We start from the raw sequence: 23,712 nt of genomic DNA on the forward strand, positions 1-23,712 counted from the left end.
GATTCAGTGAAACCTCATGCGGCAACAACCCAATCAGACGTTAAACAAAAAGTTCATCACATCGCCATCTTTCACGATGTACTCTTTACCTTCTGAACGCATCTTGCCGGCTTCTTTCGCGCCTTGCTCGCCTTTGTAGGCGATAAAGTCTTCAAACGCGATAGTCTGGGCGCGGATAAAGCCTTTCTCGAAGTCGGTATGGATTTTACCGGCTGCCTGTGGGGCAGTGGCGCCAACCGGGATGGTCCAGGCACGCACTTCTTTCACGCCAGCGGTGAAGTAGGTCTGCAGGTTCAGTAGCGAGTAACCGGCGCGGATAACGCGGTTCAGGCCCGGCTCTTCCAGTCCCAGCTCCGCCATGAACTCTTCACGATCTTCATCTTCCAGTTCGGCAATGTCCGACTCAACGGCGGCGCACACCGGCACGACGACTGAACCTTCTGCTTCGGCGATAGCACGCACCTGATCCAGGTACGGGTTATTCTCGAAACCATCTTCATTGACGTTAGCAATGTACATGGTCGGCTTCAGGGTCAGGAAGCTCAGATAGCGGATGGCCGCTTTGTCGTCAGCATCCAGATCCAGTGAACGCAGCATGCCCGCTTCAGAAAGATGCGGCAGGCACTTCTCCAGCGCAGCCAGCTCGGCTTTGGCATCTTTGTCGCCACCTTTGGCTTTCTTCTGCACACGCTGAATCGCACGCTCACAGGTTTCCAGATCGGACAGCGCCAGCTCGGTGTTGATCACGTCAATATCTTCCGCCGGGTTTACTTTACCCGCAACGTGGATGATGTTGTCGTTTTCAAAGCAGCGCACCACGTGGCCGATCGCTTCGGTTTCGCGAATGTTGGTCAGGAACTGGTTGCCCAGGCCTTCACCTTTGGACGCGCCTTTTACCAGGCCCGCGATATCGACGAATTCCATGGTAGTCGGCACCACGCGCTGTGGCTTAACAATCTCAGAAAGCTGGTCCAGACGCAGGTCAGGCATGGGTACCACGCCGGTGTTTGGCTCAATGGTACAGAAGGGGAAGTTAGCCGCTTCGATGCCCGCTTTAGTCAGCGCGTTAAACAGAGTGGATTTACCGACGTTCGGCAGGCCCACGATACCGCATTTGAATCCCATGGTTTGATACCCTTTATAACTGGATGGACAGCACGCCATAAGGCGGACTGTCGGAGACGAATGGAAAAATTTCGCGCATTATACACGGAATCACGACGATTCGGGCGTTTAAGCAGGCCTGAAGGCGTGCAGCCGGTTCATTGCCTTGATGCGATCCTCTTTCAGCCACAGTTCGGTGCAGCGCGCCGCCTCATCAATGGCCTCATCAATCAGCTTCTGCTCGCTGGCGGGCGGCTTGCCCAGCACAAATCCGGTCACCTTGTTGCGATCGCCGGGATGCCCGATACCGATGCGCAGCCGATGAAAATTATTGTTGTTGCCCAGCTTGCTGATGATGTCTTTCAGCCCGTTATGGCCGCCATGGCCGCCGCCCTGCTTGAACTTTGCCACACCGGGCGGCAAATCGAGTTCATCATGCGCCACCAGAATCTCTTCTGGCGCGATGCGATAAAAGGTCGCCATTGCCGCCACCGCTTTACCACTCAGGTTCATAAAGGTGGTCGGCACCAGCAGGCGCACATCCTCGCCGGCTATCGCCAGGCGGGCGGTATAGCCATAGAATTTGCCTTCCTCTTTCAGTGACTGATTGTGGCGCTCAGCCAGCAGATCCAGATACCAGGCACCCGCATTGTGGCGTGTGGCGGCATATTCAGCGCCCGGATTGGCCAGTCCCACAATCAGTTTAATGCTGCTCACAATGATTATCCTGCTGTTATCGCGAAAGGGCGTTAGTTTACTTCGCCACAGGCGAGATGACAAAGCACAAGCAGCGAAATGGTTCAGAACCGTGATTAATCATTTTCCATCTGAATCAACAGGCTGCATTCAGGGCCAGGTCATTCTTTATGACTGATGTGTGATCCAGTCCGCAACGTGGACCTCAGCCATTGCCTAAACTTATGACACTTAACATTGTGTGCGGTTATTAACTCATATGGATGGAGGTGCAGCATGAAACATCAACACTGCCGCGTAGCGGGTAACAGCTTGATGGTACTGGGATTAGTCACAATGGTGCTGGGTGTTGGGTTTTCAATTATTAACCAGCTGCCGACACTCGATTTGCCACAGTTTCTGGCGCAGGGCGCGATTCTGAGCATCTTTATTGGCGCACTGATGTGGCTGGTGGGCGCGCGTATCAGTGGCCGTGAAAAAGTTGAGGATCGTTATTACTGGCTGCGTCACTATGACAAGCGCTGCCGCCGGTCACACAACTCTCACCACTAACTGAAAGCTGCCGGGACCGGATGCTGCGCAGTGCAGTTCCGGCCACTGGCTTTCGCGTGATAGAGCGCCGCATCTGCCATCGCCAGTAAACTCACAAAATCCTGCTGGCTGTGCGTGACCGTGGCAAAGCCAATACTGACCGAATAAGCTATTTCATTGGGTTGCGATGCACAGACCGCCAGCCGGATCGCCTCACACCACGCCTCTGCATCCCGTGCTCCTGCCGGAATGATGGCCGCAAACTCTTCTCCGCCCAGTCGTGCAAAACGCCCCTCAGCCGGTATCAATCCTCTGACTATTTCGCAAAAGTGAATCAAAATCTGGTCGCCCTGATGATGACCATATCGATCGTTGATGCTTTTAAAATGATCGAGGTCGAACAGTATTGCGCTGAACGGCCGGTTCTGACGGCGGCAGCGCGCCACAATTTTCTCTGCTTCAGCAAATAGGGCGCGGCGATTCCAGACGCTGGTCAGCGGATCGTGCAGGGAAGAGTATTTTAACGCTATCTGCATCCGCTCATTTACCATGGCCAGAATGGTAAACGTCAGGCCGATGACAAACAGAATGGATTCCAGAATCACGTAAACCGAGAAGTCCGATCCGCCAATGGCGCCAGGCAGCGTGCTGGGAATAGCGCTGTCCAGAAACAGGCGCACCAGATGAAACAGCAGGTGGATCCACAACAGCAGCTGGGCAGGCCAGAAAGTGGCTTTCAGCGTGTCACGCGCCTGCCAGACCAGCTGGATCAGTGCGGCGGTATAGGCGACGCAGGCGATGCACAATACCAGTATCCGTTTGGGTAAGCTGTAATAAAACGCCGGAAAGCAGCAGAGGAGTGCCCAGAGCAGGGCACCCAGTAACCAGTGTGTGCCGATGGGTTTACCGCAGAAGCGCCGGAACGCATTTAATAATCCGCCATAAGCGAGCATCACTAACACATTGCCCACCGCAACCGGCAGGAAATGCAGGCCGCTGCTGCGCAGGCTGCTTAAGAATACGGCAATCAGGGTGAAAACCAGTGACAGACAGGTGAAGCCAAGAACGCGGTCATAGTGCGACCCCACCCAGGCAAACACCATAATGATGCTCAGAAACCCCAGCACGTAGAGCTCGCAGACAAATAATGTGTAGATATCAAGGCTCATGATGGCTGAATTCAGATGAGAAATGCGCAGCAAATTACCATTTAATACTGGAGGGCAGAAGCGGGGGAACACCGCGTTTTAGTAAAAAAGTGGGTGGCGTTGAAAACAGGAGATTAAAAGGAAATTTATCGGGGAAAAGGCAGAAAAAGAAGCGGGTTAATCGGGAAGGCAGAGATAAAAAAACCGGGCACAGCGCCCGGTTCCGCGAAGATTAATGCTCGAACATCGCCGAGATAGATTCTTCGTTACTGATGCGGCGAATCGCTTCGGCCAGCATGCCAGATAAGGTCAGCGTGCGCACATTCGGCAGTGACTTAATCTCGTCTGAAAGCGGGATGGTATCGCAGACGATGACCTGGTCGAGTACAGATTTACGCAGGTTTTCAACCGCATTGCCGGAGAAGATCGGGTGCGTCGCGTAAGCAAACACGCGTTTGGCACCACGCTCTTTCAGCGCTTCAGCCGCTTTGCACAGCGTGCCGCCGGTGTCGATCATATCGTCGACCAGCACGCAGTCGCGGCCAGCAACGTCACCAATGATGTGCATCACCTGAGAAACGTTCGCGCGAGGGCGGCGTTTATCGATGATAGCCATATCGGTGTCGTTCAGCAGTTTAGCGATAGCACGGGCACGTACTACGCCACCAATATCGGGAGAAACCACAATTGGGTTTTCCAGACCGATCTGCATCATATCTTCCAGCAGGATCGGGCTGCCAAATACGTTATCAACCGGGACGTCGAAGAAGCCCTGGATCTGCTCGGCGTGCAGGTCAACCGTAAGAACACGGTCAACACCGACGCTGGAAAGGAAGTCTGCCACTACTTTAGCAGTAATAGGTACACGCGCGGAACGCACGCGGCGGTCCTGACGGGCATAACCAAAGTAGGGGATGACTGCGGTAATACGACCAGCAGAAGCACGACGCAGCGCGTCGACCATCACAACCAGTTCCATCAGATTATCGTTGGTGGGAGCACAGGTGGACTGGATGATGAAAATATCACCACCGCGTACATTTTCATTAATCTGTACGCTCACTTCACCATCACTGAAACGGCCTACAGCGGCGTCTCCCAGGCTGGTGTAAAGGCGATTGGCAATACGTTGTGCTAGTTCCGGGGTGGCGTTACCAGCAAATAGCTTCATATCAGGCACGAGAAGAACCTCAGGCTTTGCGTCCAGAGAATGAACGGCATGACTGTAACCGGCGCGTACGGTCATAGACGTTCACACGGGTGTGTTAATGCGAAACGCGCAGTGTCCGGAACGGGGTGACACTGTCACGCATTCGCTAATCGCCTCGCAGGGTACGCTGTAGCGGTGAGACGTTAACGCCCCGGGCTACAAATCCGCGTACCCCATTCGGGGCAAGCTCCAGCACCTGGCGGGCGGCGGACTCGGTGTCAAATTCAGCAAACACACAAGCGCCTGTGCCAGTCAGGCGTGACGGCGCGTATTCTAGCAGCCAGGAAACAAGCGCATCAACCTCACGAAAACGTTTTCTTACCACTGCTTCACAATCATTGGTGAAGGGTAAGGCTAAAAGCGTCGATAAACTGCGCGATGGCGTATCCCGCGTCAGCCCGGGGTCGTTGAATACCACGGGCGTGCTGATATTCACTCCGGGATGAGCGACAAGATACCACTTTTCTTCCGGCGCTGCGGGCTGAAGTTGTTCACCCACGCCCTCTGCAAAGGCCGCAAAGCCGTGCACAAAGACCGGTACATCCGCGCCCAGCTTCACGCCGATTGTCGCCAGCTCATCCGGTGTGAAGCCGGTTTGCCACAGATGATTCAGCGCCACCAGCACGGTCGCCGCATCAGAAGAGCCGCCACCGATGCCGCCGCCCATGGGCAGCCTTTTCTCGATAGCAATCTGCGCACCCGCGCGTGCGGGCAGGCGATGGTTATCCTGTGCCGCCTGTTTCAGCATGTTCGCGGCCCGCACAATCAGGTTGTCCGCATCCGCGACGCCCGGCACCGGCGTTAACAGCTGAATAGAATCGCTGTGATCGACGCTAATCTGCAATTCATCACCGTAATCGAGAAACTGAAACAGCGTCTGCAGGTTGTGATAGCCGTCGGGACGACGGCCAGTAATGTAGAGAAAAAGATTCAGTTTTGCCGGAGCAGGCCAGTGGGTGATCATTGAACGGTCCAGCCGTCCATACGCAGTTTAATCCGCTGGTCACCCTCTTTCAGCTCCAGGCTGGACGGCAGCGGCGGGGTAACCTTGCTGTCGTAGCCCGCAATCGAAACCTGCCAGTTCTGACCGTCGCGGCTGTAGTTGAGACTGCTCAGCTGATAGCTATCGTTAAGTTTATAATCCGTGGCATCGCCTGGCAGACCCATCATCCACTGACGCAGATTGGCCAGCGGAATGTTCATGCCGGTCAGCTGCGAGATCATTTTCTGCGCATCGTTACTGACGTAGCGCTTGCCTTTGTTATCGACGATCTGCACCACCGAGCCTTGCGCATCAAGCTGCAGTTCAGTGCTGCCGAGCGGATTGGTCAGCAGCAGGCGATAGCGATCGGGTGCGGTCTGCTGCCAGTTGAAGCGGGCGTAGACTTTCTGCTTGTCAGAGAGGTAGGCAAAGGCGCCGCGGGTCTGGTAGTGCGTGACCTTTGAGACCGCCTGCTGATGCTGTTGCCACTGCGGCGCGGTAACGCTGGGGCCGGGACCTTGCGGTTTGTTGACGCTACAGGCCGCCAGCAGCACGCTGGCAAGGGGCAAAAGGCGCAACAGATTGCGTGGTGAATTAAGCATCAAGTGGTCATCTCCTCGGACACATTTATTATTCGTAACGGATAACGCTAACCGTCCCGGTTTTAACCGTCAATGCTGTTATGCAGCAAATTGAGCACGAACAGGTTAATCTTATTACAGTCATAGCCTTTGTATGGCTTTTCTTGATCTGTCGCATCTTGTAGAATGCGCCTCACAAAACCCTGACATTATTGGGACATCCCAACCAAAACCGCCATGACGCTGCTCGCTCTCGGAATCAACCACAAGACTGCCCCCATTGCTCTGCGCGAACGCGTTTCGTTCGGGCCGGAGACGCTTGAGCAGGCGCTGAACAGCCTGTTATCACAGCCAATGGTGCAGAGCGGCGTGGTGTTGTCCACCTGTAACCGGACGGAACTCTACCTCAGTGTAGAGCAGCAGGCCGATTTACAGGCGCGTCTGGTGAGCTGGTTATGCAATTATCATCAGCTGGATGAAGAGGATGTGCGCAACAGCCTCTACTGGCATCAGGATAACGAGGCGGTCAGTCACCTCATGCGCGTCGCCAGCGGACTCGATTCACTGGTGCTGGGCGAACCGCAAATACTCGGTCAGGTAAAAAAAGCGTTTGCCGACTCCTCACGCGGTCATGCGCTGAGCAGTGAACTGGAACGCATGTTCCAGAAAACCTTCTCTGTCGCCAAACGCGTACGCACGGAAACCGATATCGGTGCCAATGCGGTGTCAGTGGCGTTTGCCGCCTGTACGCTGGCCCGTCAAATCTTCGAATCTCTCTCTTCCGTCAATGTGTTGCTGGTTGGCGCGGGTGAAACCATTGAGCTGGTGGCACGTCATCTGCGTGAACATCAGGTCAAAAATCTGATCATCGCGAACCGTACCCGCGAGCGTGCCGAAGCGCTGGCGTCGGAAGTCGGCGCGGAAGTGATCACGCTGGCGGAGATCGATGCCCGTCTGGCCGAAGCCGACATCATAATTTCCTCAACCTCCAGTCCGCTGCCGATTATTGGCAAAGGGATGATGGAGCGCGCCCTGAAAGCGCGCCGCAACAAACCCATGCTTCTGGTGGATATTGCCGTACCGCGTGACGTAGAGCCGGAAGTCGGCGATCTGCCTAACGCCTATCTCTACAGCGTGGATGACCTGCAGGCGATCATCGAGCAGAACCTGGCGCAGCGCAAAGCGGCCGCGGTTCAGGCCGAAAGCATCGTCGTTCAGGAAAGCAGCGAATTCATGGCGTGGCTGCGTTCACAGGGTGCGGTGAATACCATCCGTGAATATCGTTCTCAGGCGGAGGATATCCGTGCTGAGCTGGAAGGCCGTGCGCTGCAGGCGCTGCAGCAGGGTGCCGATCCGCAGAAAGTCATGCAGGAACTGGCGCACAAGCTGACCAACCGTTTAATACATGCGCCAACCAAATCACTTCAGCAGGCCGCCCGCGATGGCGATAATGAACGCCTGCAGATTTTACGCGACAGCCTGGGTCTCGATTAGGCACACCGCTGTCGCCACCTGTTTACGGGAATCCCACATTTAAATGAAAACCTCTATAGTTGCCAAACTGGAAGCCCTGCAGGAGCGCCACGAAGAAGTGGAAGCCATGCTGGGTGATGCTGGCGTGATCGCCGATCAGGAGCGTTTCCGTGCGCTGTCACGTGAATATGCTCAACTGACCGATGTGACCCGTTGCTTCCGCGACTGGCAGCAGGTTCAGGACGATATCGAAACGGCGCAGCAGATGCTCGACGATCCTGAAATGCGCGATATGGCGCAGGAAGAGTTTCAGGAAGCGCGTGAGAAGAGTGACGTGCTGGAGCAGCAGTTGCAGGTGTTGTTACTGCCGAAAGATCCCGACGATGAGCGCGCCTGTTTTATCGAGGTGCGCGCCGGAACGGGCGGCGATGAAGCCGCGATCTTCGCCGGCGATCTCTTCCGCATGTACAGCCGCTATGCCGAAGCGCGTCGCTGGCGTGTGGAAATCATCAGCGCCAACGAAGGCGAGCATGGCGGTTACAAAGAAGTGATTGCCCGCGTCACCGGCGACGGTGCCTATGGCCGCCTGAAATTTGAGTCAGGCGGACATCGTGTGCAGCGTGTGCCGGAGACCGAATCCCAGGGCCGTATTCATACCTCAGCCTGTACCGTAGCCGTGATGCCGGAAATTCCGGAAGCGGAACTGCCGGAAATCAACGCTGGTGACCTGAAGATCGATACCTTCCGCTCATCCGGCGCAGGCGGTCAGCACGTTAACACCACCGACTCCGCGATCCGTATTACCCACCTGCCAACCGGCATCGTAGTGGAGTGTCAGGACGAACGTTCTCAGCATAAAAACAAAGCCAAAGCGCTGGCGGTGCTGGGTTCCCGTATTCACGCGGCAGAGATGGCCCGCCGTCACGCTGCCGAAGCCAGTACCCGCCGCAACCTGCTGGGCAGCGGCGATCGTTCTGACCGTAACCGTACCTATAACTTCCCGCAGGGCCGCGTGACTGACCACCGCATCAACCTGACAATCTACCGTCTGGACGAAGTAATGGAAGGCAAACTCGACAGCCTGATTGAGCCAATTGTGCAGGAGTACCAGGCGGATCAGCTGGCAGCGCTGGCTGGTCAGGATTAATGGATATTCGTCACTGGCTGAAACAGGCTGTCGCCACGCTGTGCGGGGGTGACAGTCCGAAGCGTGACGCAGAGATCCTGTTAGGTTTCGTGACCGGCAAATCGCGCAGCTGGTTAATTGCCTTCGATGAAACGGTGCTCAGCGATGCCCAACTCGCACAGCTGGACAGCCTGCTGGCACGGCGTGCACGGGGTGAACCGGTGGCGCATCTGGTGGGCGAACGCGAGTTCTGGTCGCTGCCGTTACGTGTCAGTGACGCCACGCTGATCCCGCGCCCGGATACCGAACTGCTGGTTGAGCAGGCGCTGGCGCATCTGCCCGCGACGCCCTCGACCATTCTGGATATGGGCACCGGCACCGGGGCGATTGCGCTGGCGCTGGCCAGCGAGCGGCCCGACTGTCAGGTGACCGGCGTGGATCGCATTGAAGCCGCTGTTGAGCTGGCGAGCAGCAATGCAGCACAGCTCAACCTCCCTAATACCACCTTTCTGCTCAGTCACTGGTTCCAGGCGCTGACGCCGCAGCGCTTTACGCTCATCGTCAGCAATCCACCCTATATTGATGCCAGCGACAGTCACCTGGAGCAGGGCGACGTGCGTTTTGAACCGCGCAGCGCGCTGGTGGCGGATGAAGCGGGACTGGCCGATCTGCGCACGCTCATCGGGCAGGCGCCCGCGTGGCTGCTGCCGGGTGGCTGGCTGCTGCTGGAACATGGCTGGCAGCAGGGTGAGGCGGTGGCCACGCTGATGCGGAATAATGGCTATCACGCCGTTGAAACCGTCGCCGATTACGGCGGTAATCCGCGTGTGACGCTGGGTCAGTTCCCTTCATAAAAGCGCTTTGAAAAGGATTCATGATGTTTGCTTTTTATCCCCTGATTAAAAATCTGCATATCTTAACGGTCGTGCTGACCGTGACGCTGTTTCTGCTGCGGTTTTACTGGCTGCGCCGTGGTTCGGCGATGATGACAAAACGCTGGGTCCGCATTCTGCCGCACGTTAACGATACCCTGTTACTGCTGACTGGGGTCTTGCTGGTGGTGATTACCCACTTCTATCCCTTCACGCCACAAGGAAGCTGGCTGACGGAGAAGCTTTTAGCGGTTATCATCTACATCGCCTTAGGATTTGTGGCATTGAGTCGCCGTCCACGCACTGATCGCACCCGCTGGATCGCTTTTCTGGTGGCGTTAATCGCCCTGGTGACCATCATTACGCTGGCGCTGACCAAAATGCCGTTATGGGGATAGCATGACCTCGACCGAACAATTAGATTTCAGCCAGACACCGCTGTGTGAAGCGGTGATTGGTGCCACGCTTGCCATCCGCGCCGATTTCCCGGCGGTGTCGGTGGAAGCGCAGCTTGCGGCGTTAGTCGCCGAAGCGCGCGACTATGTCAGCGACATCGAAGATGCTGACATGCAGCTGGAAAAGCTGCTGGAACTGTTTTATCGCCAGTGGGGATTTGGCGGTGCCAGCGGCGTCTACAATCTTTCTGATGCGCTCTGGATCGACAATGTATTAAAGACCCGTCAGGGCACCGCCGTGTCACTGGGCGTGATTCTGCTGCATATCGCCGCCGAGCTGGAACTGCCGCTGATGCCGGTGATCTTTCCGACGCAGCTGATTCTGCGCGCCGACTGGATTGATGGCGATAAGTGGATGATCAACCCATTCAATGGTGAAACCCTTGACCGGCATACGCTGGAAGTGTGGCTGAAAGGCAATATCAGCCCTACCGCGCGTCTGTATGACGATGATCTTGATGAAGCCAAAACCGTCACCGTGATGCGCAAGATGCTCGACACGCTGAAAGCAGCGTTGATGGAAGAGAAGAAGATGGAGCTGGCGCTGAATGTCAGTCAGGTGCTGTTGCGTATCGATCCGGATGATCCTTATGAAATCCGCGATCGCGGTTTAATCTACGCGCAGCTGGAGTGCGAACATATCGCCCTGAGTGATTTAAACTATTTCGTTGAGCAGTGTCCTGAAGATCCGGTCAGCGAAATGATCAAAGTTCAGATTCACGCAATCGAACAAAAACAGGTCACGCTGCACTAAGCGGACCCACTGAAAAGGAAAGGGCATGACACAGAAAGTCGTGAGTATTGGCGATATCAACGTTGCAAACGATCTGCCATTTGTACTGTTTGGCGGGATGAACGTGCTGGAGTCGCGCGACCTGGCGATGCGCATCTGCGAGCACTATGTCACCGTAACAAATAAACTCGGTATTCCTTACGTGTTTAAGGCGTCGTTTGATAAAGCGAACCGCTCCTCCATTCACTCTTACCGTGGCCCTGGCCTGGAAGAGGGGATGAAGATTTTCCAGGAGCTGAAGCAGACGTTCGGCGTGAAGATTATCACTGATGTCCATGAAGCGGCACAGGCGCAGCCGGTCTCCGAAGTGGTGGATGTGATTCAGCTGCCGGCCTTCCTGGCGCGTCAGACTGACCTGGTGGAAGCGATGGCGAAAACCGGTGCGGTTATCAACGTCAAGAAGCCGCAGTTCGTCAGCCCAGGTCAGATGGGCAACATCGTGGATAAGTTCGCTGAAGGTGGCAACGAGCAGGTTATCCTGTGCGATCGCGGCAGCAACTTTGGCTATGATAATCTGGTTGTCGATATGCTGGGCTTTAACGTGATGAAGAAAGTCACCAAAAACAGCCCGGTGATTTTCGATGTGACCCATGCGCTGCAGACGCGCGATCCGTTTGGCGCAGCATCCGGCGGGCGTCGTGCGCAGGTGGCAGAGCTGGCGCGTGCCGGTATGGCTGTCGGCATTGCCGGTCTGTTCATCGAAGCGCACCCGGATCCGGAACATGCCCTGTGTGATGGCCCATCTGCATTGCCGCTGGATAAGCTGGAGCCGTTCCTGGTGCAGATGAAAGCGATTGACGATCTGGTGAAAAGCTTCCCGGAACTCGATACCAGCAAGTAAGTTTGCTGCAAAAAAAGAGCGATTAATCGCTCTTTTTTTTCGCCTGAACTCCGGTGACGTTACAGCATGATGGTCATCAGATAGCCAATAAACAGCGCCAGATGCGCAGCACCGTTCAGCACATTGGTGCGGCCGGTTGAGAAGGAGATCTGACAGAGGATCAGCGATGCCATCATAATCACCATCTGCGGCGGCTCCAGCCCGAATATCAGCTCCTGTCCGGTCAGCGTGGCGATAATGGTTACCGCCGGTACCGTGAGTGAGATGGTCGCCAGCACCGATCCGAAGAAGAGGTTCATGGCGCGCTGCACCTGATTCATCAGCACCGCCTTAATCGCGCCCAGACCTTCAGGGGAGAGGATCAGCAGAGCCACCAGGAAACCGGTGAACTGTGCCGGTGCATTCATCTCCGTCAGCAGGCTTTCCAGCGTGTTGGCGTTCATTTTGGTTACGGCAATAACGGCAATCAGATGCACGATCAGCCAGATGGTGTGCCAGACGCTGCTGTGAGCCGAGGGTTTACCATGATGCGGATCACCATCATCGCTATCATCTTCATGCTCATAGACAAACAGGCTCTGATGCGTTTTGGTCTGAATCAGCAGGAAAACACCATACATCGCCGCGGAAATTGCCGCAATCAGCAGCGCCTGCGTCACAGAGAAATTGCCGCCCGGCAGCGCGTTGGGAAACACCAGCACCAGAATCGCCAGCGGGAAGATAGCGATGAGATATTGCTTTACGCCCGCCAGATTAACGTACTGCGTCGCAAATTTGTTACCGCCCAGCAGCAGCGCAAAACCCACCAGCCCGCCGGTCACAATCATCACTATCGAATAAAGCGTATCGCGCATCAGCCCGGGTGCGGCATCGCCGGTCGCCATCAGCGCTGAGATCAGGCTCACTTCGAGAATCACCACCGACAGGCTCAGGATCAGCGAGCCATAAGGCTCACCCAGGCGGTGGGCCAGCACGTCAGCGTGACGCACAACGCTGAAGGCGCTGCTCAGAATGGCAACCAGCGCCACTAAGTTAATACCGACAATTATCGGAAACGAGGTGTTTGCACCAAAAAAATAGAGTATACCCAGCGTGATAAGCGGAAGTATCAGTGAGAATTCCTTGTGACGTGTTTTTTCATGTGAAGGCATTCACCATCCTCTCTGGTTAATGATTATCCGGACGCAGCGGATGCTGCTGTTAGAAATATAATCAGTTTTAGGGCAGGGCGCAGTTTATCTTTTCACCGGCCCGGATGGGAAAAATTTACTGCTTTTTACTTAAATGCAATAAATTTCCGAAGGGGTCTTAACCTGAAGTTATCTCAAATATTGCAATAGTAATCAGTCCACAACAATTATGACTTATGCACCTATCCGGTCTCATTCTGCCGCAAATCCGGCTTATGATTGTGATTTGCAGGGCGAGATTCTCCTTTTTAATCTGAAGTGCTAATAAGTCACTGTTTGTATTTTTGCTGTCCTGCGCCAGGCTTAGTGTGAATCCATAAACTGAGGAGCCGTTATGCCTTACGCTAACCGAGCCGACTTACCGGACAATGTAAAACATGTACTTCCTGCACATGCGCAGGAGATCTATCAGCAGGCCTTTAACAGTGCCTGGGATCAGTATAAAGAGGCTGAAGATCGCCGCGGTGATGACTCACGGGAAGAAGTGGCGCATAAAGTCGCCTGGGCCGCCGTGAAGAAAGAGTACGAAAAAGGTGATGATGATAAGTGGCATCCTAAACGTTAACCTGGCGGCTAGCCGGTTTGCGGTAAAGGGCCAGGATTATCTGGTCCTTTTTTTTGTCTGCGCTATCAGGTTTATCTGGTTTTTTTTAACCTGCGACGGGAATCACGCTTGAAACGCCGCGCGTAAATAGATTAATGTCAGTTTGATGATCGAAACGCCGTGCCGTTTTGGCGATCATGTTAAAGGAGCCATTCTGCAGGACGCTGTTGAAGTCGAGGAGGTCGCATTGCTTACCCGGGAATTTCTATTAAGAGCGGATTGTAAAACGTCATTCGGGGATATCGATGAGACGCTGCTCTGGAGTTGCGAGCAGCGCGCGGCTTCGCTGGCAGCCACGCTGGCCTGCCGTCCCGATCACAGCCCGGTCTGGATCTTCGGATACGGCTCGCTAATGTGGAACCCGATTTTTGAGGCGGATGAAGTCGCATCCGGTTCGCTGGAGGGCTGGCATCGTGCTTTCTGCCTGCGGCTGATTGCCGGACGCGGCACCGCCACGCATCCCGGCCGCATGCTGGCACTGAAGCAGGGTGGCCGCACCACGGGACTGGCATTTCGTCTGCCGGAAGCGCGGTTACATGAAGAACTGACGCTGCTGTGGAAGCGTGAGATGATTACTGGCTGTTATTTACCAACATGGTGTGAGTTACAGCTGGAGGATGGCCGCAGCGTCACTGCGCTGACCTTCATTATGGACCCGCGCCATCCGCTTTATGAATCGGACTCCTGCCCGGAGGCAATTGCGCCTTTAATTGCCGCAGCCAGCGGCCCACTGGGATCGAATGCACAGTATCTGTTTGCGCTGGAAGAAGAACTGACCCGGCGCGGTATGGAAGAAGAGAGTCTGAGCCGACTGGCGCATCAGGTGCGGACGCTGCAGCAATCCTGCCTCAGGCAGGCCTGAATCCCGACCGGCATAGCAAAAGGGCGCGTTTTTATGACGCGCCCTTTATTATCTGCGCCGCTGACAGCTGCAACGAACCTGCTAATCCGGTCAGCTAGTTGCCAGGATTAATCAGCCAGGTGCCCGGCTTATCAATCGTCAGAGATTGCGTGTGCAGCTCACTGCCATTTTTAACGTCAATTTTATACTGTCCCGCCGCCAGATTCAGCGCGGCAAATCCGCTGCTGCCAGGTTTGACCTCAACCGGCTGTCCATTCAGCACCACGCTTTCACCGCTCTCCAGCTTAAGATAAACCGTCGCCAGCGCGGCAGGCACGGCGGCGGCTGGCGGGGTTGATGCGGGTGCCTGCGTTGCGGCTGCCGGGTTATTAACGACATCCGGTGTGGCACTGTGGCGATTAGCCAGCCAGACGGTGACGACCACGGCCAGAAGCGCCACGGCAGCCAGCCCCAGCAAGCCTGGCGACAGCCGCCGCACCGTGCGCGGCGTTACCGGCTCCGCTGACGCCGCAGCATGATTCATCGCCATCACCACCGGCGGAGCCGCTTCAACCGGCTCCTCGACGGGCAGCGCGGGCGGCTCGCCCGGCACCGGGAAGCTGTTTACCACGGCTTCCACATCACTGACCGGCAGATCAATCAGTGCCGCAAAGGCGTCAATCGTTTGCGGACGATCGCCGGGTTTCATGGCCAGCGCGCAGTCAATGGCATGCAGCAGCGGCAGCGAGTAGCCTTCTGGCTGACGTTCCACCAGCGGCTGATAATTATCTTCAATACAGCGCACCACACTCACTGGCGGTGGATTGCCGGTAATCAGGCTATGCAGCACCGCGCCCAGCGCGTAAATATCGGTCCACGGTCCCTGTTCGACTTCACCTTCTTCGCTGTACTGCTCAATCGGCGCAAAGCCAGGTTTAAGCATGATTTCGGTTTCATCAGAGAGGTTGCCAATCTCTTTACGCGCCGAGCCGAAATCCAGCAGTACCGGCAGCTGGTTCTCCTGAATCTGGATATTGTCGAGCGAGATGTCACGATGCAGATAGCCGGCCTGATGAATAGTGCTGATGGCCCCAAGGAGCGGCGGCAGCAGGCGACGGATCCAGGCTTCAGAGATCGAGGCCGGGCTGGTCAGCTGCCACTCTTTCAGCGTCATCCCGCTGTAGTAAAGCGTGCCCATATAGGCCGTGCCGTTCTGTTCCCAGAAGCGCAGCACGTGCAGCAGGCCGGGATGATTAAAGCGGGCCAGCAGACGCGCTTCCTGAATAAAACTGGTCAGCCCGGCATTAAATAGCTTCTGGAAACGTTCACCGCGCAGCTCCAGCGTTAAGTCGGCGGCACGGACAGCCAGCGACACAGGCATATACTCTTTAATGGCAATAGTACGTTCAAGCTGGTGATCCCACGCGCGATAGACGATGCCGAAGCCGCCGCCTCCGATCACTTCCTTGATCTCAAATTCATTGAAACGGTATCCGTCAGGCAGGGCATTCGGAACGGTTTTCGGATTATCATTAGCCGACATAGTGAACTCTCTGTACACGGCCTGGTCGTCAGGCTGCGCGGTAATTAATTGATGTTACGCCAGGCACCAATGGCAGGATCAACCAGATCCGCGTGCAGGGTGTCGATGAGTAACACATTCACTTTTTGCTGTGGCATGAAATAGGGCGCCCACTGGCTGCGCAATGTATCGACTCGCGATTTCACAGCGTCAGCATCCTGCTGCGCAGCATTCTTATCCATCTTTATTAACAGCGCACCATTGAAGCGCCAGACATGCTGCCGGGGATCAAAAGGCAGCACCAGCCAGCTATCCGGCGTATCCTGGCGTGTCACAATCATGCGCTGATTATTGGCAGCAATGACTTCCAGCTTGCTGTCCGGAATCGTCAGGTTGGCGATGGGGTAACCCTGATAAAAGGTGACCGCAACCGGCGTCGGATGATCCGCTGTCGCCAGCGTCAGTTCACTTTTGCCTTCTGCCCAGCCGTCCGGCGAGCACTGCTGCTTGCTGACATCCGGAATAAACAGGGTCTGTGCATTGTCATCCCAGGCGGTGCGGAAATGGCAGCCGCTGGGGAGATCAAAATGTTGCAGCGGTGTGCTGTTGGCGGGCCGTGACAGGTCGAGTGGGGCAGCATTGCTGTCACTGGCGCTGGCTGTCGCATCCGCCATCACAATCGGCCGCCAGTTCTGCAACTTGCTGGCGCTGCCGCTGGCCAGTACGCCACCCTCTTTATTGGTCATCTGCCAGGGCAGTTCGTCCAGTAAGCCGCACTGATTCGCGAGCAGGGTGCCCACGCGCGGTAAAAAGGTGGTCAGTACGGCCGAATCCTTACTTTTGCCGGAGACGATACGCAGCGGTAGCGTCTCTTTACACCAGTCGTCAGGCGCTTTACTCACCACATTATCGATATAAACCTCCAGCGCCAGGCTGGGGGAGTAGACCACACGATAATTTTCAGCCTGGGCATTAAAGGCAATCAGCAGAGTGATGATGCCGGGCAACCACAGTTTCATAAGGATCCTTGGAATCAAAAACGAGGCGGCAGAAAGCGCGCCGAATCAGCCAGTGAATAGAGCAGTGTTGCCTCTTCCGGCTCACCAATCCAGACCGCCAGTGCGCTGAGATTATCTTTTTTAACGTTGCGGCTCACCGCCTGTTCCATCAGAGCCAGCCACTCTTCGCAGGCATTTACCATGCGCAGCGCCTGTTCCATTTCACTACTGGTCAGATTCAGCCAGAAGCCATCGGTGCAGACCAGAAAAGCGTCCCCATCCTCCAGCGCAATCTCCTGCGAAAAGCTGACTAAGCGAGGCGGCTCAGCGCCGAGCGCATTATAGAGTAAATTACTGTTAATGCCGGTATTTTCATAGCCCGCTTCTTTCAGCTGCTGGGCCAGACTGTGGTCCCGGGTCACCTCGTGAAGCACGCCCCGTCGGAAGTGGTAAACCCGGCTGTCACCGGCATGCGCCCACCATGCACGCTGTTTCTGACGGTCAATAAACAGGGCTGCCAGCGTGGTGCTCATGCGGGAATATTTCGGATTTTTACCCTGTGCCTCATGCAGCGCTAAGCGGCACTGCTCGATCGCCTGATGGGTGATTTCCGGCGTAAAGTCGGTGTGCGCCTGTATCTGGCTCAGCAGGGTGTCGCGCACCAGCTGTGCCGCCATCTCGCCACCGGGTAGACCGGCCACGCCATCGCAGACCACAAAACAGGCTTTTCGCTCATCCAGCTCGGCACCCGTGCGATCCTGATTCTCATCGCGTAGCCCCTGCTGGCAGCGGCTGGCAAAAACGATTTTCATGCGTCGTCCACCCGCGTCTGAGAATCTTTATACTGATTCACTTCCATGTCATAGGCATGAAGGAAAGCTTCGCCAAACAGCGTATGGAAATCATCTTCGATCTCACCGGCAGTACGCTGGTAATTACGCATGAAGTAGTCCCATAGCGCCGCTTTCTTCGCGGTGGAAAACGGCAGTTTTGACACCAGACCATCGGCGCGCGCCTGCTCCTCCAGCCGCTGCGGATTAAAGGATTGCAGCATCGCCGCGATAATGGCGCGAATGCCGGCAATCATGCCCAGCTGGTGGGCCTGCAGATCGACCAGCGCATCGCGCACTGCCTGTTCCGGCGGCATAAATCCGGGCATCTGACTCTGATACATCTGCATCAGCACGGTTTTGCCGGAGGGCAGGATTTTGAACGGGTTGTTGGCCTCATTCAGAATCATGGTCATGTCCGCTTTCACGCCCCGTTTGAGAATGGAACGTGATGAGAGCAGGGCCACGGTGCCCTGAGAAAAGAGGCTCAGCATCCGGCCGGTAATGCGCATCTGCTCTTCGTCAACCGGTGTGGCGTGGCCGTTGCTCAGCCCCATGCCGTCCAGCAGGGCGGCGATTAGCCGATCCTGATCCACCGGCTGTGCCGCCAGCGCCCGGCGTGGCTCACTGGCCTGCGGCTCGATCGCCAGCCGCGCATCACTGTGACGCTCGTGACGTGAAGGCGGCACGTCGTTGACCAGCAGCCGATCCTCAACCTCATGATGTTCGTGAATGCCCAAAGGATTCGCGGGCTGGGCGCTGTCACCCGCAAACAGCGCCAGCGGATCGCTCTGCGCGTTCTGGCAGGCGGGATCGCGCACTTCGAGCGCATACTCACCGATACGCAATGCGTCGCCGTGCTTAAGCAGCACCTGCATGCCGCGACCCAGCGTAATGCCGTTATGCTCGACCGGCGTTACGCTGCCCTGGTTGGTCAGCCGGCACTCCCCGTCATGCGACAGGTGAACCAGCGCCTGCAGGCGCGAAATAGCCCGCGTCTCATCCGGCAGCACCAGATCGTTGTCCTGACTGCGGCCGATGGTGCCGCCAGGCGGTTGAAACACGACGCTTCTGACCGGAACATCCGTAGTGCATTGCACGATGGTAAATTGCATGAGTTATCCCAGATTGAACGGCAAACGCATCCGGCCTCACTCGAACATCGGAGGATAGAGGCCATTACGTCCCGGCTGTGCACCTGCCGCCGGGTTAAACAGTAACGAAAACAGTTGCGCCGTGAGGTTGCCGCTGTGCTTGTGGGTCGCATGGGCAAAACCATCACTGCGATTACTCCACCAGTAGCTCATATGCTGCTGAGGGTCGAAACGTTCGGCCACTTCACGCCAGCTCAGCGTGCAGGGCAGATCCTGAAAACCGATCACATCCATAATCTCAGAGGGCTTCCTGGCGGGCACCAGCAGCGGCGGCAGCGCCTGGATCTGCTGCTCTAACTGCTCGCCGTCCAGCGGCGTCTGAACCGCCCGTAACAGGGTCACGCCCAGATCCTGAAACCAGTCACCGGAGATGGTCAGCTGAGCCGGATGCCACTGTGCCAGCGGAAAGCTGTGCAGTGCCAGCAGCGGCCAGGCGCGCCCGACGCGGTCACAGGAGGGCAACAGACAGCCCATCTGTACGTGTGGCCGGGTCGCGGTCACCGGCAGGACAAAGTTCCATACCGGCGCGTGAAGAAAGTTCGCGCTGTATGACCAGGCCTGCTGATGCCAGTGCATTAATCCCTGCTGGAACCAGTGATTCCACGGGCTAATCTGTTGCTCACTCAGACGACGGTGCAGAAAGTCACCGGTCGACGGCAGCTTGCCATACCAGCCGGGGGCGGTGTAAGCAGCCATGTTCACCTCACCATTACTCGCTTTGCGAGTGTGATCGCGCGGCCGGGTGCAGCGGTGCTGCCGCCAGCACGCTGCCCGCCTGGCCCGCGATTTTAAGATTGTCTGCCAGCTTGCGCATCATCAGTGCATTGTCACGCGCATAAGGCGATGACTGAATCTGCTGATCCAGCAGCTGGCTCAGGTGCCAGTCGAGCTGCTGCAGATCGCGGGCGCTTACCGTATCGGGCAGCGAGCGCTGTAAGTTTTGCAGCAGCCATGCCCGTAAAAATTCGCCATCGTAATTGCGCGGTTGATAGAGCATCTGATAGGCGCGCAGCGCATTGCGGCTGTAGGCGTTATCATCACCCGGATCGTTGCGCAGAATGTTGGTGATCTGCTGCGCCACGCGCGGCAGCAGCAAAGACTTAAGCGCATTTTGATAAAGCACCCAGGCGGCATCGCTGACCTGACTGCCGCGATATAAGCCAGCCCGCATAGTAAGCGGCGGATTATCGAGAGAAAAACGTTCCGACAGCGGCAGCTTCACCAGGTTGTTAAGAAAGGGTAGCAGATCAAAAATATTATCAGCAGGCTGATGAATCACCTGCTGACTCTGCTCACGAATGGCGGGTACGCGCGCGGCCACCTGCTGCAGATAGTGCTGATTCTGGTAGTAGCTGATGCCCCACAGGCTGGAGGCGATTAACAGCGCGCCTGCCAGCACGCCGTAGCCAATCCAGTGGAACAGCTGATTGCGATACTCCCAGCGGCGATTACTGCCCGCCAGCCCGCTCTCTTTAAAGACCAGATCGCTCAACAGGTCACGAATAAAGAAGCTCTGGCCTTTGTTGCCGGGAATCGGACTGTTGCGATTAACGCTGTCCCAGGCGGCAATCGAGTGTTCGCCCGCCTGACGTAATTGCAGTTTACGGCTCAGTTCACCCATCACCCGATCAAACGGCAGGCCTTCCTGCGTGCCGCTGGTAAAGAAGAGGCCGCGCGGGCTCCAGGCGACGGCATCCTGATGATCAGAAAAGACGATATCGAGATACTCGTTCAGCAGCGGGCGCAGTGAGGCGAACTCCTGCGGGAAGAGGAAGCATTCAGCGCGCTCATTCAGGTCGCGCTCCTGAGTCATCTGCTCCGCCAGCTGCTGCTGTAGCTGCTCTTCCAGCCGCTGGAACTGCTGGCCAAAATGACGATGCCAGTCATCTCTGTGCGGCCTGGTCGTCTCCCGGTTAAACGTAAAGCCCCAGATAGCGTCACGCCGCGCTTTATCAATGTTGCCGAAGTAGCTCATAAAGCCTTTCAGCAAATCAGTTTTGGTGACCATCACATAGACCGGGAAGTGAATGCCTGTCTGCTGATGCAGTTCCGCCATGCGCTCACGCAGCGCACTGGCCTGGGCAAAACGCGCTTCGGCAGAATCGCTCAGCAGATCGGCCACACTGATGGTCATGATGACACCGTTAATCGGCTGGCGGGTACGATAGCGTTTCAGCAGATTGATAAAACTGTGCCACTCCGCGGCATCGCGCACGCGCTGGCTCTCCTGCAGCGCATACCGCCCTGCAGTATCAATCAGCACCGCGCTGTCGGTAAACCACCAGTCGCAGTTGCGGGTGCCGCCGACGCCACGAATCGCCTGCTTACCCAGCGTATCGGTCAGCGGGAAATCGAGGCCCGCATTAAACAGCGCGGTGGTTTTACCGGCACCGGGCGCACCCATCACCAGATACCAGGGCAGCTGATAGAGGTAATTGGCATTAAAGCGCGAGAGCAGATTGCCGTTGTGACGACGGCCAAACTGGGTGCGTTTCAGCTGCATCGCCGCTTCGCTGAAGCGCTGATTAAGCCGCTCCTCCGTCATCTGACGTTCCGCCGGATCGTCGTTGCCCGCCAGTTGAAGCTGGGTCAGTAAGCGGCTGTTAAACCAGGCACGATAAAGCGACGGGATTAGCTGGAACAGGATCCAGAGAAAATAGAGCGCGCTCACGGTGAGCTGGCGAGGGAGCACCGGTTCCAGGGGACGCGACTCGCCCCATGTCCAGAACGGCCCCAGCATCCAGACCAGACAGCTCAGCGCCGTGACGCCAATAAAGCTCCACAGCAGGCGATGCGTTAACAGCAGGCGAAGGGAAGCGCGCATTATTGTGCTCCTTGATGATTACTGAGCGTTTCAGGCGCGGCAAACAGGGTGATCTCAACGCGGCGGTTGCGGGTCCGGTTTTCGCTGCTGTCGTTGGGCAGCAGCGGGTCGCTGTCGCCGCGGCCTTCAGAGCGTACCGTATGACCGTCCTCCAGCTGCAGCTGCAGCAGCTGGGTGATGGCACGGGCGCGGGCGAATGAGAACTCATAGCTGGAGGCAAAACGGCTGTTATCCACCGGATGATCGTCGGTAAACACGGACACCAGAATGGTGCCTTTGACATCTTTCATCGCAGTTGAGACGCGGGCCAGCAGCGCGCGGCCCACCGGGTTAATCACCGTGCCTTGCTCGGCAAACAATTTGTCTGCGGGAATAATCACTTTACTGCCAAAGGCACCATCGCTGACTTCGAGCTGTCCGGCAGCGATCACATCGTTCAGTCGCTGACGCAGATCGAGCAGCGCCTGCGGAGAAGAGGGACGGCGGCCCGCAGTAATCTGCGGCAGCGGGGTCTGATAGATGGTGCGCAGCAGCGGTTCGGCAGCGTTGCCGAGCCGCCAGTTCAGGCCGCTGTAGATCAGGCAGCCGATGAGCGCGACCAGCATGGCGCAGGCCCAGAGCGGCACCATCGGGCGGGCGAGGGTACTGACCAGCGGATGCACCTCGACCAGCGGGGGTTGCGGGGTCTGGCGCTGGGCGCGCGTCTCGTCAATCAGGCTTTTCAGGCGCTTACGGATACCGTCGCACTGGGCGCGGCCATTTTCACTGCCGCGATAGCGGCCTTCATAGCCCAGCAGCAGGCAATATTGCACCACTTCCAGCAGCCAGAGGTGTTGTTGCGGACTTTGTGAAATGCGCGACAGCAGCTGAAAGAATTTCTCGCCGCCCCAGCTTTCATTGTGAAAGGTCACCAGCATGCCGTTGCCCGACCAGACGCCACGCGTGCCCCAGGGGGTTTGCGCCGCGGCTTCGTCCAGCGCGCTGCAGATGCAGTAACGCGCGCCGATAATCATCTCAAACGGCAGCCCTGCCTGTTTACAGCGTTGTTCAAACTGGCGAATTTCATCGATCAGAGACTGGCGCAGACCCGCAGGGTCATCATGGGTGGCTGCCTGACGAATTTGCACCACCGCATTCAGCAGTGGCGCCGCAGCCTGAAGTAATAGATTCTCATTGCCCGAGGGGGTCGCCTCACGCGCAGGGGATTCCACAGTCATTAATTCGTGATCTTCCAGCCAATGGCAAATCCCTTTACCCGCAGCACAGGACGGTGCTGCGGGCAATATGCGCCGGATTTCATATTCAGTCTAAGATCCAGGTCGCGGTATCATTAGTCCGACAGGCTTTACTCGCGCCCCCGACGGCCACGCAGACCTGTTTCGCTTTCCGCGGACGGGGACGATCGCTCTGCAGCGTGGCATCGTAACGACTGCTCTCTACACCCGCTTTTAACGGTACATAACCAATCAATGGGCCATCGGCCTGGTCAGCAATCGCCAGCCAGCTGTGCTCCACATTACCTAATACTTCAAACGGTTTACCCGTTTCGAGATAGCGAACGACTTTGCCGCCGTAATCCGGCGAGGTCATAACCGAGGCACCATAGAGCGCCCGCCAGGTCTGATTGACCGGCTCAAATTCAGTCGGTGCTGCGACAGCGTGTCGATGGACCAGTTTAACGCCGTTAATTTCGCTGGTGACCAGCGTATCGTCAGTGACGGGCGGCGGCGGGGCCTTACAGCCTGCCAGGGTAAGCACCGCCAGCAGCGTTAACGCAAGACTCTTTTTCACCATGTTCCTCGTGATCTCATCAAAGTATCTGCATATTGCCAGGCCCGATGCAGGAGGCGCTGTTTTTCGCGCCGCATCGTGCCGAAAGTCTGTTTTTCAAAAAAAGTTCAGATTACATCAGGATAGTTACGCGTTTAGTCTACCTA

Annotated in this window: 24 protein-coding genes; 9 read left to right on the plus strand and 15 right to left on the minus strand. The window is 56.6% G+C overall.

Features of this window, described 5'->3' with window-relative positions; all coding sequences use genetic code 11:
• Nucleotides 1-33: 33 nt before the first annotated feature.
• Entirely contained in the window at nucleotides 34-1,125 is a 1,092-nt protein-coding gene (gene ychF / locus AC6I8J_RS07915) for a redox-regulated ATPase YchF (protein ID WP_013357612.1), read from the minus strand.
• Nucleotides 1,126-1,233: 108 nt separating this feature from the next.
• Nucleotides 1,234-1,821, minus strand: a complete 588-nt coding sequence (gene pth, locus AC6I8J_RS07920; RefSeq protein WP_161735576.1) for an aminoacyl-tRNA hydrolase — start codon at nucleotides 1,819-1,821, stop codon at nucleotides 1,234-1,236.
• A gap of 255 nt (nucleotides 1,822-2,076) precedes the next feature.
• Here pth and ychH point away from each other — a divergent pair, with 255 nt between their 5' ends.
• Nucleotides 2,077-2,352: a stress-induced protein YchH gene (gene ychH, locus AC6I8J_RS07925; protein WP_253421710.1), complete on the plus strand. Its 276-nt coding sequence runs from the start codon at nucleotides 2,077-2,079 to the stop codon at nucleotides 2,350-2,352.
• On the opposite strand, the gene AC6I8J_RS07930 is transcribed toward ychH, so the two are convergent.
• The 4 genes from AC6I8J_RS07930 to lolB form a co-directional block, all read right to left on the minus strand.
• Nucleotides 2,349-3,500 carry a GGDEF domain-containing protein gene (locus AC6I8J_RS07930; protein WP_285085825.1) on the minus strand — a complete coding sequence of 384 codons (1,152 nt, stop codon included), beginning with the start codon at nucleotides 3,498-3,500 and terminating at the stop codon, nucleotides 2,349-2,351. The genes ychH and AC6I8J_RS07930 overlap by 4 nt on opposite strands.
• 211 nt (nucleotides 3,501-3,711) lie before the next feature.
• The gene (prs, locus tag AC6I8J_RS07935; RefSeq protein WP_003850825.1) at nucleotides 3,712-4,659 is read right to left on the minus strand and encodes a ribose-phosphate diphosphokinase; all 948 of its coding nucleotides are present in this window, start codon (nucleotides 4,657-4,659) and stop codon (nucleotides 3,712-3,714) included.
• Nucleotides 4,660-4,795: 136 nt separating this feature from the next.
• Nucleotides 4,796-5,653, minus strand: coding sequence for a 4-(cytidine 5'-diphospho)-2-C-methyl-D-erythritol kinase (gene ispE / locus AC6I8J_RS07940; protein WP_222924135.1), 858 nt, complete (start codon nucleotides 5,651-5,653; stop codon nucleotides 4,796-4,798).
• Nucleotides 5,650-6,273 carry a lipoprotein insertase outer membrane protein LolB gene (lolB, locus tag AC6I8J_RS07945; RefSeq protein WP_033782873.1) on the minus strand — a complete coding sequence of 208 codons (624 nt, stop codon included), beginning with the start codon at nucleotides 6,271-6,273 and terminating at the stop codon, nucleotides 5,650-5,652. The genes ispE and lolB overlap by 4 nt, the downstream gene beginning before the upstream one ends.
• A 216-nt stretch (nucleotides 6,274-6,489) precedes the next feature.
• Here lolB and hemA point away from each other — a divergent pair, with 216 nt between their 5' ends.
• From hemA to kdsA, 6 genes are read left to right on the plus strand one after another with little or no spacing between them, the layout of a single operon-like run.
• Nucleotides 6,490-7,746 carry a glutamyl-tRNA reductase gene (hemA, locus tag AC6I8J_RS07950; RefSeq protein ID WP_013357619.1) on the plus strand — a complete coding sequence of 419 codons (1,257 nt, stop codon included), beginning with the start codon at nucleotides 6,490-6,492 and terminating at the stop codon, nucleotides 7,744-7,746.
• A gap of 43 nt (nucleotides 7,747-7,789) precedes the next feature.
• The gene (gene prfA / locus AC6I8J_RS07955) at nucleotides 7,790-8,872 is read left to right on the plus strand and encodes a peptide chain release factor 1 (protein WP_497825242.1); all 1,083 of its coding nucleotides are present in this window, start codon (nucleotides 7,790-7,792) and stop codon (nucleotides 8,870-8,872) included.
• Nucleotides 8,872-9,705 (plus strand): peptide chain release factor N(5)-glutamine methyltransferase, encoded by an 834-nt coding sequence (gene prmC / locus AC6I8J_RS07960; RefSeq protein ID WP_161735584.1) that lies wholly within the window; start codon nucleotides 8,872-8,874, stop codon nucleotides 9,703-9,705. Before prfA ends, prmC begins: the two co-directional genes overlap by 1 nt.
• Nucleotides 9,706-9,728: 23 nt before the next feature.
• Nucleotides 9,729-10,121, plus strand: a complete 393-nt coding sequence (locus tag AC6I8J_RS07965) for a SirB2 family protein (protein WP_161735626.1) — start codon at nucleotides 9,729-9,731, stop codon at nucleotides 10,119-10,121.
• A 1-nt stretch (nucleotide 10,122) separates the two neighbouring features.
• Nucleotides 10,123-10,932: an invasion regulator SirB1 gene (gene sirB1, locus AC6I8J_RS07970; protein WP_161735585.1), complete on the plus strand. Its 810-nt coding sequence runs from the start codon at nucleotides 10,123-10,125 to the stop codon at nucleotides 10,930-10,932.
• Nucleotides 10,933-10,957: 25 nt separating this feature from the next.
• Nucleotides 10,958-11,812, plus strand: a complete 855-nt coding sequence (gene kdsA, locus AC6I8J_RS07975) for a 3-deoxy-8-phosphooctulonate synthase (RefSeq protein WP_033732390.1) — start codon at nucleotides 10,958-10,960, stop codon at nucleotides 11,810-11,812.
• Nucleotides 11,813-11,871: 59 nt separating this feature from the next.
• On the opposite strand, the gene chaA is transcribed toward kdsA, so the two are convergent.
• Entirely contained in the window at nucleotides 11,872-12,963 is a 1,092-nt protein-coding gene (gene chaA / locus AC6I8J_RS07980) for a sodium-potassium/proton antiporter ChaA (protein WP_260058037.1), read from the minus strand.
• Between the two features lie 373 nt (nucleotides 12,964-13,336).
• Here chaA and chaB point away from each other — a divergent pair, with 373 nt between their 5' ends.
• Both chaB and AC6I8J_RS07990 read left to right on the plus strand, forming a co-directional pair.
• Nucleotides 13,337-13,567: a putative cation transport regulator ChaB gene (gene chaB / locus AC6I8J_RS07985; protein ID WP_161735589.1), complete on the plus strand. Its 231-nt coding sequence runs from the start codon at nucleotides 13,337-13,339 to the stop codon at nucleotides 13,565-13,567.
• Nucleotides 13,568-13,793: 226 nt separating this feature from the next.
• On the plus strand, nucleotides 13,794-14,468 hold the full coding sequence (locus AC6I8J_RS07990; RefSeq protein WP_202605020.1) for a gamma-glutamylcyclotransferase: 675 nt from the start codon (nucleotides 13,794-13,796) through the stop codon (nucleotides 14,466-14,468).
• Between the two features lie 94 nt (nucleotides 14,469-14,562).
• Here AC6I8J_RS07990 and AC6I8J_RS07995 read toward each other — a convergent pair whose 3' ends face one another.
• From AC6I8J_RS07995 to AC6I8J_RS08030, 8 genes are all read right to left on the minus strand, one after another.
• Nucleotides 14,563-15,990 carry a serine/threonine protein kinase gene (locus tag AC6I8J_RS07995; protein WP_222924134.1) on the minus strand — a complete coding sequence of 476 codons (1,428 nt, stop codon included), beginning with the start codon at nucleotides 15,988-15,990 and terminating at the stop codon, nucleotides 14,563-14,565.
• Between the two features lie 44 nt (nucleotides 15,991-16,034).
• Nucleotides 16,035-16,988, minus strand: coding sequence for a hypothetical protein (locus AC6I8J_RS08000; protein WP_161735595.1), 954 nt, complete (start codon nucleotides 16,986-16,988; stop codon nucleotides 16,035-16,037).
• Nucleotides 16,989-17,002: 14 nt separating this feature from the next.
• Entirely contained in the window at nucleotides 17,003-17,779 is a 777-nt protein-coding gene (locus tag AC6I8J_RS08005) for a PP2C family protein-serine/threonine phosphatase (RefSeq protein WP_161735597.1), read from the minus strand.
• Complete coding sequence (gene tagH, locus AC6I8J_RS08010; protein WP_497825243.1) at nucleotides 17,776-18,912, minus strand: type VI secretion system-associated FHA domain protein TagH; 1,137 nt, start codon at nucleotides 18,910-18,912, stop codon at nucleotides 17,776-17,778. The genes AC6I8J_RS08005 and tagH overlap by 4 nt, the downstream gene beginning before the upstream one ends.
• A 36-nt stretch (nucleotides 18,913-18,948) precedes the next feature.
• Nucleotides 18,949-19,647 carry a type VI secretion system-associated protein TagF gene (gene tagF, locus AC6I8J_RS08015; RefSeq protein ID WP_497825244.1) on the minus strand — a complete coding sequence of 233 codons (699 nt, stop codon included), beginning with the start codon at nucleotides 19,645-19,647 and terminating at the stop codon, nucleotides 18,949-18,951.
• 13 nt (nucleotides 19,648-19,660) lie between these two features.
• Nucleotides 19,661-21,775 (minus strand): type VI secretion system membrane subunit TssM, encoded by a 2,115-nt coding sequence (gene tssM / locus AC6I8J_RS08020; RefSeq protein WP_222924133.1) that lies wholly within the window; start codon nucleotides 21,773-21,775, stop codon nucleotides 19,661-19,663.
• Complete coding sequence (gene icmH, locus AC6I8J_RS08025) at nucleotides 21,775-22,992, minus strand: type IVB secretion system protein IcmH/DotU (RefSeq protein WP_161735605.1); 1,218 nt, start codon at nucleotides 22,990-22,992, stop codon at nucleotides 21,775-21,777. The genes tssM and icmH overlap by 1 nt, the downstream gene beginning before the upstream one ends.
• Before the next feature lie 85 nt (nucleotides 22,993-23,077).
• Nucleotides 23,078-23,569 (minus strand): hypothetical protein, encoded by a 492-nt coding sequence (locus AC6I8J_RS08030; RefSeq protein ID WP_013357636.1) that lies wholly within the window; start codon nucleotides 23,567-23,569, stop codon nucleotides 23,078-23,080.
• Nucleotides 23,570-23,712: the final 143 nt, after the last annotated feature.

The organism is Pantoea sp. X-Soil-ISGK-355 (assembly GCF_059730805.1).